We start from the raw sequence: 14,973 nt of genomic DNA on the forward strand, positions 1-14,973 counted from the left end.
ATGGCTCTGGACCAGACATCGCGCGAAGTGTACGAGGACATCGTCCGGAAGAACCCGGCCGAGCCGGAGTTCCACCAGGCCGTCTTCGAAGTGCTCGAAGCGATCCGGCCCGCGCTGCGGCGGGATCCGGACCTGCGGGACGCGGCGATGCTGGAGCGTCTGTGCGAGCCGGAGCGGCAGGTGATGTTCCGGGTGGTCTGGACCGACGACGCGGGCGCGGTGCACGTCAACCGCGGTTTCCGGGTCGGGTTCAGCTCGGCTCTCGGGCCGTACAAGGGCGGGCTGCGCTTCCGCGGCGACGTCACGCTCGGGACGGTCAAGTTCCTCGCCTTCGAGCAGATCTTCAAGAACGCGCTCACCGGCCTCGGCATCGGCGCGGGCAAGGGCGGGTCCGACTTCGACCCGGCGGGCCGCAGCGACGGCGAGATCATGCGGTTCTGCCAGGCGTTCATGACCGAACTCGTCCGGCACATCGGCCCGGAGACCGACGTCCCGGCGGGCGACATCGGCGTCGGCGGGCGCGAGATCGGCTACCTGTTCGGCCAGTACAAGCGGCTCACCAACCGTTACGACGCGGGCACGATCACCGGCAAGAACCCGGTGCTGGGCGGCATTCCGGCGCGTCCGGAGGCCACCGGATACGGGACGGTGTACTTCCTCGAAGCGATGCTCGGCGCCGGCGACGACTCGTTGTCCGGCCGCACCGCGGTGGTGTCCGGTTCGGGCAACGTCGCCTGCCACGCGATCGCGAAACTCCAGGAACTCGGCGCGCGGCCGATCGTGTGCTCGGACTCCGGCGGGTACATCCACGATCCGCGCGGGATCGACCTGGAAGTGCTGCACGACTTGAAGATCGCGCGGCGCGGGCGGCTCTCGGAGTACGTGGATCGGGTGCCGTCGGCGAATTACGTCACGGACGGCACGCCGTGGGAAGTGCCGTGCGACCTCGCGCTTCCGTGCGCGACGCAGAACGAACTGGACGAGCAGTCCGCGTTGCGGCTGGTGAAGAACAACGTCCGCGCGGTCGCCGAGGGCGCGAACATGCCGTGTACGCCGGGTTCGCTGCAGGTTTTCCGCGAGGCCGGGGTCGCGGTCGGGCCCGGAAAGGCCGCGAACGCGGGCGGGGTCGCGGTGTCGGCGCTGGAGATGCAGCAGAACGCGGCGCGCGAGCGGTGGACGTTCGAGCGCACGGACCGGACGCTGCGCGAGATCATGACCGACATCCACCGGACGTGCCTCGAAACCGCCGACGAGCACGGGGTCGCCAGGGACTACGTGAGCGGGGCGAATATCGCGGGGTTCCGGAAGGTGGTCGCGGCGATGGATGTCTGCGGGTATATCTGAGGCGCGTCTACGGTCTTCGTTCGGCAGAATTTTGTATGCAGTATTTAGTCTCTGGTGTGCCGGTCGGCTGAATGGTGCCTGTGGTGCACAGTGGACTGGATTCTTCGCGGGCTCAGCGGTGGGACAGCCGCGGTGGCGGGGCAAGTCGTGGCGTCGGGGCGGCCGCGGTGCCGTTACGGTGCCGCGGCAAGTCGTGGTGCCGGGACAGCGCTGGGGTAAGTCGTGGTGTCGTTACGGTGCCGCGGCAACTCGTGGTGCCGGGACAGCGCTGGGGTAAGTCGTGGTGTCGTTACGGTGCCGCGGCAACTCGTGGTGCCGGGACAGTGCCGGGGCAGCCGCGGTGCCGGGGCCGTTGCGGTGCCGGGACTGTCGCGTCCCGGCACCGGATTCGCCGACCAGCACGAACCCGGGCAACGCGACGGGGCGTGCGGGCGTCGGGTCGTGAGCGCCGGGCAGGCGGTTACCGCACCGAGGAGAAAGTCACCACGACATAAAGGAAAAGCACCAGTCCGGCGACGCCGAAAACAGCGGCGACCGCGCTGCGCACCCAGGTGACCAGGCCGGCGGTGGTGCGCTGCCGGTAGCTGTTGAAGCGCGCGTGGGTCTGGCTGGCTCTGTCCAGCAGCCCTCCCACGAAGAGACCCGCGACCAGGACAAGCACAATGATGAGCAACGTCGGCATGACCGGGTGCCTCCTTCGGCAGCGCGGGTGTTTCCCAGGTTAGAAAGCAGAATCCCGGGCCGGGCGCCTGACGGCTACGGGAGAAGGTCTTCCGGTCCAGGGACTTGTGGCCCGGCGCCTGCGGGAGAACGGCCACCTCGGCGACACTTCCCCTGCTGCGTTCTCACCGGGAAAAACATTTGCGGGCACGAGAAGGGGGCGACAAGCCCCGCCGGTGCTTGACGTGCGCCCGGCTGAACGCTTCGGTACGGGAATGACCGCGTATGTGGAACGTCCGCCGGTGCCGGGTCTGGCGGGAGTCGTGCGCACGGTGTGGATCCAGCGCGCCGGCGACGCGCCGTACGTGCAGCGGCATCTGCCGACCGGCGGGGTCGAGATCCACTTCCCGGTCGGAGGGCGTCCGCAGTTGCTCGGGCCGTTGACCGGGCCGCGGATCGAGGTCATTCCGGCGCGGACGACCATCGTCGGGGTGCGGTTCCGGCCCGGGGCCGCACCTCCCCTGCCCGCCGGCCTGGACGAACTGGCCGACCAGCACGTCGGGCTGGCCGAGTTGTGGGGCCGGACCGTCGATCGGCTCGTGGAGGCCGTCGCGCTCGCCGCGACGCCGGAACTCGGGCTGGCCGCGCTGCAGGCGCACCTCGTGCGCGAGTTCCGCCGGACTGGCGGGCTGGACCCGCTGGTCGGGGAAGCGGTGCAGGTGCTGATGCCGTGGGACCCGGTCGGCGTCGACGCGGTCGCCGCGCACCTCGCGCTCTCGGCGAGCCAGCTGCGCCGGCGGTGCCTGCAGGCGGTCGGGATGAGCCCGAAGGTGCTCCAGCGGACGTTGCGGTTCCAGGGATTCCTCGCGCTGGCCCAGGCTGGCGCGATCGCGAGCGGGCGGCGGGGCGCGGACGGGATGGCGAGCCTCGCGGTCGACGCCGGTTACGCCGACCAGGCTCATCTCAGCCGCGAATGTCTCCGGCTGACCGGGGTCACGCCGAGGCAACTGCTTGGGGGCGAACTTGACCGGTGTGCTTGCGGGCATGATCATTCCGCATCGTACGCACCGTTTCTCGCGGGCCGCGGGCGTTCGCTGTTGCGCGGCTCCGCCGAGCGCGACCTGCTGGCCCTTCCCGCCGCGGCCCGCTAGCGGCAGGCATTCGCTGTCACGCGGAGCCGCCGAGCGCGACTCCCGACCGTCCCCGGCATTCGCCGTCCTGCGACCGCGAGCTCTCCGTTCCGCCCGAACCGCTGTCGGAGTTTCTGCTGTCCGCGCATCGCGGCTGGGGCGCTGAGCTCGTCCTCGGCTGCGGGGGTCGCCGACGTCGGACCGGACGGCGCTTTGGCCGCCGGGAAGACGATCGCGCCAGAGAGCGCGCAGGTCCTTGCCCGGCCGTTGAAAACGCTGGTGTCGGAGGGCCGAGGCCTACAGCGCGTCGCGGCCGCGCTCCCCGGTGCGGACGCGGACGACCGTCTCCACCGGGGTCACCCAGATCTTGCCGTCGCCGATCTTGCCGGTGTGCGCGGTGTCCAGCACGGTCCGCAGCGCGGCGTCGACCTGGTCGTCGTCCAGCAGGATCTCCAGCCGGTACTTGGTGATGAAATCGACCTCGTACTCCGCGCCCCGGTAGATCTCGGTGTGCCCCTTCTGCCTGCCGTAGCCGCGGACCTCGCTCACCGTCATCCCGGCGATGCCCAGTTCCTGCAGGGCGATCCGGACGTCGTCCAGCACGAACGGCTTGACCACGGCGGTCAGCAGCTTCATCGGGTCTCCTCGCGCGCGGGCCGGTGCGATCCCGGTCCGCCGGCGAGCGCGCTGCCCCGGCGTCCGGACTGGACTGCCAGCTCGTACGCGCCTTCGGCGTGCTCTGCCTCGTCGACGCCGTCGATCTCGGCTTCGCGGTCGATCCGGAATCCCATGAACTTGTGCATGACCCAGCCGAGCAGGAGGGTCACCGCCAGCGAATACCCTAGTACCGCCAGCGTTCCGACCGTTTGGCGCCACAGCTGGTCGAAGCCGCCGCCGTAGAACAGGCCGTTCGCGCCGCCGGGAGCCACGCCGGCGGTCGCGAAGAGGCCGATCAGCAGTGTGCCGGCGAAGCCGCCGAGGCCGTGCACCGCGACCACGTCCAGGGAGTCGTCGAACCCGAACCGGTACTTCAGGCTCACCGCGAACGAGCATACGACGCCCGCGACGATCCCGATCGCGGCGGCTCCGAGCGGTTCGACGTAAGCGCAGCCGGGCGTGATCCCGACCAGCCCGGCCACCGCGCCGGACGCGGCGCCGAGGGTGGTCGGCTTCCCGTCGCGGAACTGCTCGACGAGCAGCCAGCCCAGCACCGCGGCCGCGCCCGCGACGGTGGTGTTCAGGAACGCCGTCGCCGCCGAGCCCTTCGCGGCCAGCGCGGACCCGGCGTTGAACCCGAACCAGCCGAACCACAGCAACCCGGCCCCGAACATCACGAACGGCAGATTGTGCGGCCGGACAGCCTGTTTCGGCCAGCCGTGCCGCCTGCCGAGCACGAGCGCCAGCGCGAGCGCGGCCGCCCCGGAGTTCACCTCGACGACCGTGCCGCCCGCGAAGTCCAGCACGTGCAGCTTGGCCGCGATCCACCCGTCGGGGGCGAAGACCCAGTGCGCCACCGGGATGTACACGACAGTGGTCCACACGACGGAAAACACCGTCCACGTCCAGAACCGGGCCCGTTCGGCGATCGCGCCGGCCAGCAGCGCGACCGTGATGACCGCGAACATCATCTGGAACGCGACGAACGCGAACAGCGGCACCTGGTTCCCGGCGGGCCCGACCGTCTGCTCCGCGAGCCCGTGCAGCCCGGCCAGCCGCAAAGTGCCGAGCATCCCGCCGAACCAATCGGGGCCGAACGCGAGCGAATACCCGTAGAACACCCAGATCAGGCCGACCGTGGCGAGGCAGACGAAGGTCATCGCCATCACGTTCAGCACGCTCCGGGCGCGCACCATCCCGCCGTAGAACAACGCGAGACCCGGCGTCATCAGCATGACCAGCGCCGCGCTGCCCAGCAGCCACGCTGTGCTTCCGGTATCGACCACGGTCGGACACTCCTCGTCTCATCGCCCGGCCGTCGGAAGTTAACCGGGCGGTGTTACCGGAGTGTTTCCGTCGTGCTTCCGGCAGCGACCCGAGGTCCGGCGAAACGGGCGAAACGGAGCGAAAGGACGGTGCTCGGACGTGCGGTGACCGGAAATACTTCGCGGAGCGGATAAAACGGGTCAACGGCGGGCTGCCTCGGCGTAGTCCGGGCCCGGGCGGGCGGCCGTGCTCACTTCCACCGAGGAGTCGAGCATGCGCTGGAGCGCCGACTGTCTCGGTCGCCGACATCGCGTTCCGTTGGGGATTCGGGCACGTCCCCCGCCTACCGGGAGCGCTACGGCCAGCTGCCGTCACAGACCCTGCGCGGCTGATCCACACGCCGTCCCGCGCGGGATGCGACGGCAGGCGTGCGCGTTTTGTTCAAGAGCGGCGGCCCCGCGACACCTAACGTCAACTCCGTGATCGACCAGACCTCGCGAGACGCCCTCCCCCGGCCAGTACTCCGCTGCCATTCGGTCTCGGACGTCGTTCAGGCCATGGCCTTCGCGGCCGAGACCGGCGAACGCATCGTGCCGCGCGGCGGCGGGCATTGCTTCGTCGACCGGTGCCCGCCCGGTGGGATCGTGGCGGATCTGTCCGGAATGGACCGGATCACGGTCGACGACAGCGGCGTCGCGACGATCGGCGCGGGTGCTCGCCTCGGCGCGGTGTACGCGACGATGCACGAATTCGGCCGGACGATTCCGGCCGGGTGCGGCGACACCGTGGGCATCGCGGGGCTGACGCTCGGCGGCGGGATCGGGCTCCTCGGCCGTCAGTACGGGCTGACCTGCGATCGGCTCGTCGGCGCGCAGGTGGTGCTCGCCGACCGGAGCGTCGTGGAGTGCGACGAGCGCCGGGAAGCCGAGCTGTTCTGGGGGTTGCGCGGGGCGGGCGGAGGGCAGTTCGGCATCGTCACGGAGTTGCGGTTCGCGACGGTGCCGGAGCCGTCCGTCTGCCGGATCGAAGGCGGCTGGGCGGCGACGGAAAGCCTCGTCACGGCCTGGCAGGACTGGGCGCCCGACGCACCCGACGGAATGACCGTGAACCTCACTGTCCAAGCTGGACGCGCGACGCTCGTCGGGGTCTCCACCCTGCCGCCGGAGACGACCCAGGAGCGGCTCAGGGAGTTCACCGCGCGGGCCGGTGTTCTGTATGCAATAGACATCCGACTGGATGTTCCCTACAGCATGGTGAAGCCGACATTCAGCGCGATCGACTCGGCTGAAGCGAGCCGGATCCGGTCGGAGTTCTTCGCGGGGACGATGTCGGAACGCACCACGGGAGAACTCCTCAAGGGGCTGACCGGCAACCGGCGGCTGTCGTTCACGGCGATGGGCGGGGCGTACAACCGGGTCGCGGAGGCGGACACCGCGTTTGCCCATCGGGGTGAGCGGTTCTTGCTGGAGCAGGTCGGCGAACCGGGTGATCCGTGGGTGGACGAGGCGTGGAGTGCGGCGCACGCGGACGGGTCTGGCCGGGTTTATCCGAACTTTCCCGACCTCGCGCTCGAGGATCCGGCCCGGGCGTACCACGCGGGCAACCACCCGAGGCTCGCCGCGCTCAAGAAAAGCTTCGACCCGCACCGGGTTTTCGACTTTCCCCAGGCCTTGTAAGCGACTATTAAGGATCGTCATGACCAAAGTGTTCAGCGCCCTCTCCGTCTCGGTCGACGGCTACATCAGCGGCCGCCGCGAGGATGGGGCCGACGAGGTCGGAAGCGGGCTCGGCGACGCGGGGGCGCTGTTCGACTGGTACTTCGCCGGCGACACGCCCAGCAAAGTGTTCGACGGGTTCACCCTTTCCGAGCCCAGCGCGCGGGTTTTCGACGAACTCGCCGACCGGGTGGGAGCGTCGGTCGTCGGGCACACGACCTACGACCATTCAAGCCACTTCGGCGGCAGTGGTCCGCATCCGACCGCTCCGTTGTTCGTGGTCAGCCACCAGCCGGTGCCGGAACTGAGCGAGGCGCAGACCCAGGCGACCAGCGTCGAAGAGGCCATCGCCGGCGCGCGGGCGGCGGCGGGCGACAAGGACGTCGCGCTCATGGGCGGCGTTCTGGTCACCGAGGCGATCAAGGCCGGGCTCGTCGACGACTTCGTCCTGCACCAGGTCCCGATCCTGCTCGGCGGCGGGCGGAGCTTCTTCGGGGAACTCCCCGAGCACGTCCGGCTCAGGCTGGTCGAAGCCGTCCCGGCGCCCGGCGTCACCCACCTTCACTACGAAATTCTCCGCTGAAAGGAACCACGATCATGCTCAACCCCGATGTCCGCCGCGTCCTCGACGGCACCCCGATCGCCCACCTCGCGACGGTGCTCCCGGACGGATCGCCGCACGTCGTCCCGGTCTGGATCGGCACGCACGGCGACCGGATCGTCTTCCTGACCGGCCCGGACAGCCGCAAGGCCCGCAACCTCCGCCGCGACCCCCGCGTGGCGATTTCCCTTACCCCGCCGGACAATCCGTTCGAGCCGATCATCATCCGCGGCCGGGTGGCCGAATGGATCGAGGGCGACCCGGCGTGGGAAATCGTCGACGAGGTGGCCAAGAAGTACATCGGGCAGCCGTACACGCGGGAGCAGGTACGCGTGGTCGGCCTGATCGAGCCGGAGCGGCAGTCGGTGGGGATGTAGCCAGAAAGCGGCCGGTTCCCGTTGCGGCTCAAGGCGGTTCAGCGAGTCGCGGCGGCGGTCGAGAATCGCGGTGGCGAGGTCTTCGTCTGCGAAGACCTCGCCCCATTCGCTGAAGGGCTTGTTCGAGGAGCACCAGGTTCGGCTCGGTGCGTCCCGGCGAGATGACTGCCGCTGGATCGACGCCCAGTCACCGCACCTCCCGCAAGAGCGAGCAGAAGAACCCGCCCGTTACGCGTGAAGCGCGCCTATTCCAAGCACGCACTGATCGTGACGGCGAGCAGGGTGCCCTTGGTTACGACAAACACCTGGTCAGTTCCCGCGCTGCGCAGCGCCCAGATTCGCCGTGCCACGCTGGTGCGCTTGGCGAGCCGCCCGTCGGGGGTCAGGTGAAACAGCGACCCGGAGGCGCCGGCGACCAGGAAGCCGTCCGCAGTCGGGACGACCTGGCCGACGAGTTGCTGGCCGACATCGACGCGCCACTGCAGGCGTCCCACATCAGGGTCCACCACGGTGTAGCCGTCGCGGGGTTCGCGCAGCCACAGCAATCCTCCGGCATATTCCGGTGCTGCGGCCGCAAGGTCGGTCTCGGACCGGAGGAACTCGCGGGCGGTGTCGGCTGACAGCACGATCTCAGCCAGTACGCGCCGGTCGCAGCGCAGCAGGAAACGATCGAGCCCGACCGCTGCGATGCTGGATCCGGCGTCGTTGTCCGCGAGCGGCAGCGGCAGCCGCCACGCGGACAGTTCCCGGCCGTCGTGCCGATCGATCAAGCGAACCCGGGTGTCGGCCGGTTCGCCGATCAGGAAACCGTCGCCGGCGGGCACGGGCAGCACGGTGTTGACTCGACGCTCGGTTTCCCAGCGGAGCTCCCCCGTCGCGAGGTCAAACGCGCGCAGCGGCGTGTATCCGCGCCAGCCGCCGACGAGCACTACGTTCGCGGAGACGACCAGATGTCCGGGGACAGCGGGAACGTCAGCGGACCAGATCTGCCGCCCGGTCGCGAGATCCAGACAGGACAGTCGAGGGTTGTCCTGCGGGATCACCAGGCAACGATCACCGGCGACGACAACCGCACGCGGCCACGTGCCGAGCGGAACGTCCCACCGCACAGAACCATCAGCCGGGTCAAGGCTCACCAGCCGGGTGCCGCGCTCGTGCACGATGACATGGCCGCTCGTCACCGCAAGACCCGAGGCAGCGCCACGCTGGTGCAGCGGCCGCTCCCACCCGATTTCGATCACAGCATCAGACCACCACGATCGCCTGATCCTGGGCAACCGGATTCGTCGCATCGCAGGTTTGTTGCGACTGGATGTTTTGCTTCTCGCTGACCTCAAGCACCGTCCAGCGATCGCAGACCGGGCGCGTCGGCACGCTGTACCGGCACTTCCCGACCCGCGTAGCCCCGATCGACGGTGTCCCATATTCCGCGCAGCACTCCGAAAAGCACCCTGGCGCTGGACTCCCTGGCTAGCTGATCACCCGCCCACGAGCGGACGCGTGCCGGGCGGCAATTGCGCAACGCCGCCGCCCAGGTACCGCACCACCGCCTCCTGCAGCGCCCGCACGGCGCGCGGCTGCTCGACATCCCGCCGGTACGCCAGCCGCACCACCCGGCTCAGCCCCGGTTCGGTGAACCGCGTGCGACGGAACCGGTCGCCGACCACGGTGCTCGGCACGACGGCCAAGCCGAGCCCGGCCTGGACCAGCTCCAGCACCGCGTCCATCTCGCCGCCTTCGATCGCGAAGAGCGGGTCGAATCCCTCGGCGCGGCAGGCAGCCACGGTCGCCTCGCGCAGGTCGTAGCCCTGCCGGAACATCACCAGCGGACGGTCCCGCAGCGCGCCGATCGGCATCCGTCCGCGCACCGGCGCGGGCGCGTCTTTCGGCGAAATCACCACGAGGTCTTCGACGAACAGCGCGCGGCTCTCCAGCCGGGAATCGTCGTGCACTCGGCTGTCCACGATCATCGCCAGATCCAGGCCGCCTTCCGACAGCGCGGTCTGCAGGTCGCGAGAGCCGCTTTCGTGCAGCACCAGCTCGATCCCCGGATAGTCCCGGCGGAACGCGGCGAGCATTGCGGGCAGCAGGCCGGTGCACAGGCTCGGGGTCGCGCCGAGCCGCACCCGGCCGCGGCCCAGTTCGTCCAGTTCGCGGATCGCCCGGTACGCAGTCTCCGTCTCGGCGAGGATCCGGCGCGCGATCGGCAGCAGCGTCTCCCCCGCCTCGGTGAGCGTGACGTTGCCGCGGATCCGGTGGAACAGCCCCGCGCCCACATCCCGTTCCAGCGCGCGGATCTGCTGCGACAGTGAGGGCTGCGCCACACGCATGCGTTCGGCGGCCCGCGTGAAATGCCGCGTCTCGGCCACTGCCAGGAAGTACGCCAGCTGGTGGAACTGCACGAGCGCCATCATAGGCTAAGGTTCTCGTGTCGAGAGAAAGCATGTGTTTGCCCTCTGGTCAGCGCCGACTTACCGTCGGTTCCGTGGCACTCGCACCCGCTCCGCCCCGCCGTCGCCCGGCGCTCGTGACGTTCTGGCGTTCGACCATCGGCAAGAAGGCCGTCATGGCCGTCACCGGCCTGATGTTCGTCGCGTTCCTGTTCGTGCACATGGCAGGGAACCTCAAGGTTTTCCTGGGACCACAGCATTTCGACGACTACGCGGCCTGGCTGCGCACGATCGGCGAGCCGGTGCTGCAGAACGCCTGGTACCTCTCGATCCAGCGGACTGTGCTCCTGATCGCGCTGGTGCTGCACGTGGTCGCGGCGGTGCAACTGTCCAAACGGGACCGTCAAGCGCGCCCGGTGAAGTACGCGCACGGCCAGCGGCGCAAGGCCAGTTTCGCGACGCACACCATGCGCTGGGGCGGCGCGACGCTCGCGCTCTACATCGTGTGGCACATCCTGGACCTCACGGTCGGCGTCGCCAACCAGGACTTCCGCGACGGCCAGCCGTACCACAACATCGTCGCGGACTTCCAGGTCTGGTGGGTCAACCTGATCTACATCGTCGCGCTGCTGATGCTCGGCCTGCACATCAACCACGGCTTCTGGAGCGCGGCGCAGACGCTGGGCATCACCAGCAAAACCCGCGACCGGGCCTTGAAAACCGCGGGCTCCGTGCTCGCCGTCGTGATCACCGGCGGCTTCCTGATCGTGCCGATCGCCGTGATGGCGGGATGGGTGGCCTGACATGAGCGACTACACGCTCGGCGAGCCGATCGCCGACACCCGGGCGCCGGAAGGCCCGATCGAGGACCGCTGGGACAGCCGCCGCTTCGGCGCGAAGCTGGTCAACCCGGCCAACCGGCGGCGGCACCGCGTGATCGTGGTCGGCACCGGGCTCGCCGGGGCGTCCGCCGGCGCGACGCTCGCCGAGCAGGGCTACCACGTGGTCCAGTTCTGCTTCCAGGACTCGCCGCGGCGCGCGCACTCGGTCGCCGCGCAGGGCGGCATCAACGCCGCGAAGAACTACCGCAACGACGGCGATTCGGTCTACCGGCTCTTCTACGACACAGTGAAGGGCGGCGACTTCCGGTCCCGGGAGTCGAATGTGTACCGGCTGGCGCAGGTGTCCACGCAGATCATCGACCAGGCGGTGGCGCAGGGCGTGCCGTTCGCCCGGGAGTACGGCGGGTTGCTCGACACCCGCTCGTTCGGCGGCGTGCAGGTGCAGCGCACGTTCTACGCGCGCGGCCAGACCGGACAGCAGCTGCTGCTCGGCGCGTACCAGGCTCTCTCACGGCAGATCGACGCGGGCGGGGTGGAAATGCACCCGCGAACCGAAATGCTGGACCTGATCGTGGCCGACGGCAAGGCGCGCGGGATCGTCGCGCGGGACCTGGTGACCGGCGAGGTGACCACGCATCTCGCCGACGCCGTCGTGCTCGCGACGGGCGGCTACGGAAACGTCTTTTACTTGTCCACCAACGCGAAGGGTTCCAACGCCACCGCGATCTGGCGGGCGCACAAGCGCGGCGCGTACTTCGCGAACCCGTGCTTCACGCAGATCCACCCGACCTGCATCCCGCGCTCGGGCGAGCATCAATCGAAGCTGACGCTGATGAGCGAATCGCTGCGCAACGACGGCCGGATCTGGGTCCCGAAGCAGCCGCGCGACCCGCGGCCTCCGCAGGAGATCCCGGAGTCCGAACGGGACTATTACCTCGAGCGGATGTACCCGAGTTTCGGCAACCTCGTGCCGCGCGACATCGCTTCGCGGGCCGCGAAGAACGTCTGCGACGCGGGGTTCGGCGTCGGTCCCGGCGGGCTCGGCGTGTATCTGGACTTCGCGGACGCGATCGGGCGGATGGGCCGCGCGGCGGTGGAAGCCAAGTACGGCAACCTTTTCGACATGTACGAGCGGATCACCGCGGAGAACCCGTACGAGGTCCCGATGCGGATCTACCCGGCGATCCACTACACGATGGGCGGCCTGTGGGTCGACTACGACCTGCAGAGCACCGTGCCCGGCCTGTTCGTGATCGGCGAGGCCAACTTCTCCGACCACGGCGCGAACCGGCTCGGCGCGTCCGCGCTGATGCAGGGTCTCGCCGACGGCTACTTCGTGCTCCCGGCGACCCTCAACGACTACATCGCCCGCGGCGGTTTCCCCGCGCTCGACCCGGCGGACCCCGCCGTCGCACAAGCGGAAACCGCCGTGCGCGACCGGCTCGAACGGCTGTTGTCGGTGCGCGGCACCCGCAGCGTGGACTCGTTCCACCGCGAACTGGGCCACCTGATGTGGGACCACTGCGGGATGTCCCGCTCCGCCGAGGGCCTGAGGAAAGCACTCGACCGGATTCCCGGGCTCCGCGCCGAATTCTGGCGGGACGTCCGCGTCCCCGGCACCGGCGAGGAGCTGAACCAGGAACTGGAGAAGGCCGGTCGCGTCGCCGACTTCCTCGAGCTCGCCGAGCTGCTGCTGCTCGACGCACTGGTGCGCGAGGAGTCCTGCGGCGGCCATTTCCGCGAGGAACACCAGACCGGAGGCGGCGAGGCCCAGCGCGACGACGAGCGGTTCTCCTACGTCTCGGCCTGGGAGTACGGCGAGAAGCCGGTTCTGCACCAGGAAATCCTGAACTTCGAGCACGTCCACCCCACCCAGCGGAGCTACACGTGAAACTCACCCTGCGGGTCTGGCGCCAGTCCGGCCCGGACGACGACGGCAGGCTGGTCGAATACCCCGTCGACGACGCCAGTCCGGACATGTCCTTCCTGGAGCTCCTCGACGTCCTCAACCAGCACCTCATCGAGGACGGCGCCCAGCCGATCGCGTTCGACCACGACTGCCGCGAGGGCATCTGCGGCTCGTGCGGCGTGGTGATCAACGGCCGGGCGCACGGCCCCGAACGCACCACGACCTGCCAGCTGCACCTGCGTTCCTTCCGCGACGGCGACGTGCTGGACGTGGAACCGTGGCGCGCCAAGGGTTTCCCGGTGATCAAGGACCTGGTGGTGGACCGCTCGGCGTTCGACCGGATCATCGAGGCGGGCGGCTACGTGACCGCCCCGACCGGCAGCGCTCCCGAGGCGCACGCGACGCCGGTGCCCAAGCCGGACGCGGACCTCGCCTTCGACAACGCGACCTGCATCGGCTGCGGCGCCTGCGTGGCGGCCTGCCCGAACGGGTCGGCGATGTTGTTCACCTCGGCGAAGGTAGCGCACCTGAACTCCCTGCCGCAGGGTCAGCCGGAGCGCGCCCAGCGGGTGCTCGACATGGTGGACGCCATGGACGCGGCCGACTTCGGCGGCTGCACGAACACCGGGGAATGCGTCGCCTCGTGTCCCAAGGGGATTCCGCTGACGAGCATCGCCAATCTCAACCGGGAGTTCATGAAAGCCAGCCGCTCGCGGAGGTAGCGGAGGGAACCCTGAGGGACTCTGATTCCCTCAGGGTTCCCTTCCCGGCCGTCAGGTCAGGACTTCTTGCCCCGCCCGGTGTCGTCGTCGATGTCGATCCGCTCCTTGCGGACCTTCCCCTGGACAGTCTGTTCCTCGGTCACCTGCTCGGTCCCGAGGCGCACCCGCTCGACCGGCACGGTTTCCTTCTGCACCACCGGCTTCTCGGCGTGCAGCACGACGTCCTGCTCAGCCTCGCCAATCTCGGCCTTGCCCGCGGCCTTGGCGTCAGTGATCGGCTCGCGCTCGATGCGCACTTCCTCGTGCGTGACCGGCACGGTCACCTGCTCCTCCTCGGTCACCACGTACTTGCGCAGCCGCACGTGGCCGGTCTCGACCTCTTCGGTGCCGACCCTCAGCCGCTCCTCCGAGCGCACGACGTCGCCGGTGCCGGTCGCGTCGTGGCGTCCGCTCTTAGCCGCGGCTGTCTCCTGGCCGGTCGGGTGGCCCTTGCCCGCAGCGCCGCCTGCCGCCGCGTCGCGCCCCCTGCCTGCGACGCCGCCTGCCGCACCGCCAGCCATGCCGCCAGCAGCGCCGCCGGCCGCCATGTCGCGCCCGGTGTTCCGGCCGCCCCGCACGTTTTCGCCATTCCCGGCCCGCGGAGCCGGCAAGCCGTAGTACTTGTACAGCTCGACGCTTTCCTTTTCGGAAAGGTGGCCTTCGGCGTCGATGCGCGGCGCGTCGGACACCTGGTCCTTCGCCACCTGCACGTGCAGGCCGTCGTTCTCCATGTCCGCACCCGACAGCGGCACGAAGCTCTCCTTCTGGCCGAACAGCCCGGTTTTCACCGTCACCCACTCCGGCCGCCGCGTGTCGTCGGCGAGATAGACCGTGCCGACCTTGCCGATCTTGCTGCCCGAATTGTCCACCACGGTGCTGTCGACGAGATCTTGCGGCTGCATTGCGCGTACCATGGATCCACTCCATTTCCCCGAATCGGATTTCCTTCTCCGGCCCCACTCTCCGGCTGGTCACCGAGCCGCGCAAGCCTCGTACCCCTCAGCCGAGCGACCCCGTTTCGTGTCAGTTTGCGGCCCGGTTTTACCGGGTACTTCCGTCGCAAGAGGACCGTTCGCCAGGCGGTCCGGCGGAATGGGCGAAGAATTGCCCGCCCGCCGGATCAGGAAAGGCTGCGGCGTATTTCCGGAGTGCTTCCGGAAAACCCGGATGCGGCCGGACGCGCCGGTCGGCTAGGCTCCCGCCCATGGGTGCCACCTTCGCCGCATACGCAGTGACTCGCCTGCGCAACGCCTGAGCGCCGGAAGCTCACCGCTCCGTCGCGCTCTCCCGTTGTCCGTCCGGGCCGCCTTTCCTGGCGTCC

15 protein-coding genes and 1 pseudogene are annotated in these 14,973 nt (G+C 69.5%); 8 read left to right on the forward strand and 8 right to left on the reverse strand.

The genetic code is table 11. The features are described 5' to 3' along the window. On the forward strand, positions 1-1,344 hold the full coding sequence (gene gdhA, locus ACZ7OI_RS13810; protein WP_470264536.1) for an NADP-specific glutamate dehydrogenase: 1,344 nt from the start codon (positions 1-3) through the stop codon (positions 1,342-1,344). Between the two features lie 460 nt (positions 1,345-1,804). On the opposite strand, the gene ACZ7OI_RS13815 is transcribed toward gdhA, so the two are convergent. Continuing rightward, on the reverse strand, positions 1,805-2,026 hold the full coding sequence (locus tag ACZ7OI_RS13815) for a hypothetical protein (protein WP_470264537.1): 222 nt from the start codon (positions 2,024-2,026) through the stop codon (positions 1,805-1,807). 253 nt (positions 2,027-2,279) lie between these two features. Here ACZ7OI_RS13815 and ACZ7OI_RS13820 point away from each other — a divergent pair, with 253 nt between their 5' ends. Continuing rightward, a complete protein-coding gene (locus ACZ7OI_RS13820; RefSeq protein WP_470264538.1) occupies positions 2,280-3,155 on the forward strand; it encodes a DUF6597 domain-containing transcriptional factor in 876 nt (291 codons plus the stop codon). 276 nt (positions 3,156-3,431) lie between these two features. Here the strand turns inward: ACZ7OI_RS13820 and ACZ7OI_RS13825 are convergent, their stop codons facing one another. Then, the gene (locus ACZ7OI_RS13825) at positions 3,432-3,770 is read right to left on the reverse strand and encodes a P-II family nitrogen regulator (protein WP_037805822.1); all 339 of its coding nucleotides are present in this window, start codon (positions 3,768-3,770) and stop codon (positions 3,432-3,434) included. Continuing rightward, complete coding sequence (locus ACZ7OI_RS13830) at positions 3,767-5,077, reverse strand: ammonium transporter (protein ID WP_470264539.1); 1,311 nt, start codon at positions 5,075-5,077, stop codon at positions 3,767-3,769. The genes ACZ7OI_RS13825 and ACZ7OI_RS13830 overlap by 4 nt, the downstream gene beginning before the upstream one ends. A 459-nt stretch (positions 5,078-5,536) precedes the next feature. On the opposite strand from ACZ7OI_RS13830, the gene ACZ7OI_RS13835 reads away from it, so the two are divergent. The 3 genes from ACZ7OI_RS13835 to ACZ7OI_RS13845 are packed head-to-tail and all read left to right on the forward strand — an operon-like array spanning position 5,537 to position 7,750. Continuing rightward, positions 5,537-6,733 carry an FAD-binding oxidoreductase gene (locus tag ACZ7OI_RS13835; RefSeq protein ID WP_470264540.1) on the forward strand — a complete coding sequence of 399 codons (1,197 nt, stop codon included), beginning with the start codon at positions 5,537-5,539 and terminating at the stop codon, positions 6,731-6,733. A 19-nt stretch (positions 6,734-6,752) separates the two neighbouring features. Further along, positions 6,753-7,355 carry a dihydrofolate reductase family protein gene (locus ACZ7OI_RS13840; RefSeq protein ID WP_470264541.1) on the forward strand — a complete coding sequence of 201 codons (603 nt, stop codon included), beginning with the start codon at positions 6,753-6,755 and terminating at the stop codon, positions 7,353-7,355. 14 nt (positions 7,356-7,369) lie between these two features. Beyond that, a complete protein-coding gene (locus ACZ7OI_RS13845; protein ID WP_470229323.1) occupies positions 7,370-7,750 on the forward strand; it encodes a PPOX class F420-dependent oxidoreductase in 381 nt (126 codons plus the stop codon). 66 nt (positions 7,751-7,816) lie between these two features. Here the strand turns inward: ACZ7OI_RS13845 and ACZ7OI_RS13850 are convergent. The 4 genes and pseudogenes from ACZ7OI_RS13850 to ACZ7OI_RS13865 form a co-directional block, all read right to left on the reverse strand. After that, positions 7,817-7,927: pseudogene (locus ACZ7OI_RS13850) on the reverse strand (hypothetical protein); the annotation flags it as partial. 68 nt (positions 7,928-7,995) lie between these two features. Then, positions 7,996-9,042, reverse strand: a complete 1,047-nt coding sequence (locus ACZ7OI_RS13855; RefSeq protein ID WP_470264542.1) for an outer membrane protein assembly factor BamB family protein — start codon at positions 9,040-9,042, stop codon at positions 7,996-7,998. Then, positions 8,996-9,124, reverse strand: a complete 129-nt coding sequence (locus tag ACZ7OI_RS13860) for a hypothetical protein (protein WP_470265181.1) — start codon at positions 9,122-9,124, stop codon at positions 8,996-8,998. The genes ACZ7OI_RS13855 and ACZ7OI_RS13860 overlap by 47 nt, the downstream gene beginning before the upstream one ends. A gap of 104 nt (positions 9,125-9,228) precedes the next feature. Further along, entirely contained in the window at positions 9,229-10,152 is a 924-nt protein-coding gene (locus tag ACZ7OI_RS13865; protein WP_470264543.1) for a LysR family transcriptional regulator, read from the reverse strand. Positions 10,153-10,235: 83 nt separating this feature from the next. Between ACZ7OI_RS13865 and ACZ7OI_RS13870 the strand changes: the two genes are divergently transcribed. Genes ACZ7OI_RS13870 through ACZ7OI_RS13880 form a run of 3 tightly spaced genes read left to right on the forward strand, consistent with a single transcriptional unit; the run spans position 10,236 to position 13,613 of the window. Then, a complete protein-coding gene (locus tag ACZ7OI_RS13870) occupies positions 10,236-10,943 on the forward strand; it encodes a succinate dehydrogenase cytochrome b subunit (RefSeq protein WP_470264544.1) in 708 nt (235 codons plus the stop codon). Position 10,944: 1 nt separating this feature from the next. Then, positions 10,945-12,873, forward strand: coding sequence for a fumarate reductase/succinate dehydrogenase flavoprotein subunit (locus ACZ7OI_RS13875; protein ID WP_470264545.1), 1,929 nt, complete (start codon positions 10,945-10,947; stop codon positions 12,871-12,873). Beyond that, positions 12,870-13,613 (forward strand): succinate dehydrogenase/fumarate reductase iron-sulfur subunit, encoded by a 744-nt coding sequence (locus ACZ7OI_RS13880; protein ID WP_470264546.1) that lies wholly within the window; start codon positions 12,870-12,872, stop codon positions 13,611-13,613. The genes ACZ7OI_RS13875 and ACZ7OI_RS13880 overlap by 4 nt, the downstream gene beginning before the upstream one ends. 56 nt (positions 13,614-13,669) lie before the next feature. Here ACZ7OI_RS13880 and ACZ7OI_RS13885 read toward each other — a convergent pair whose 3' ends face one another. Further along, positions 13,670-14,566 (reverse strand): DUF2382 domain-containing protein, encoded by an 897-nt coding sequence (locus ACZ7OI_RS13885; RefSeq protein ID WP_470264547.1) that lies wholly within the window; start codon positions 14,564-14,566, stop codon positions 13,670-13,672. Positions 14,567-14,973: the final 407 nt, after the last annotated feature.

The sequence above is a fragment of the Amycolatopsis sp. NPDC114503 genome, assembly GCF_055633655.1.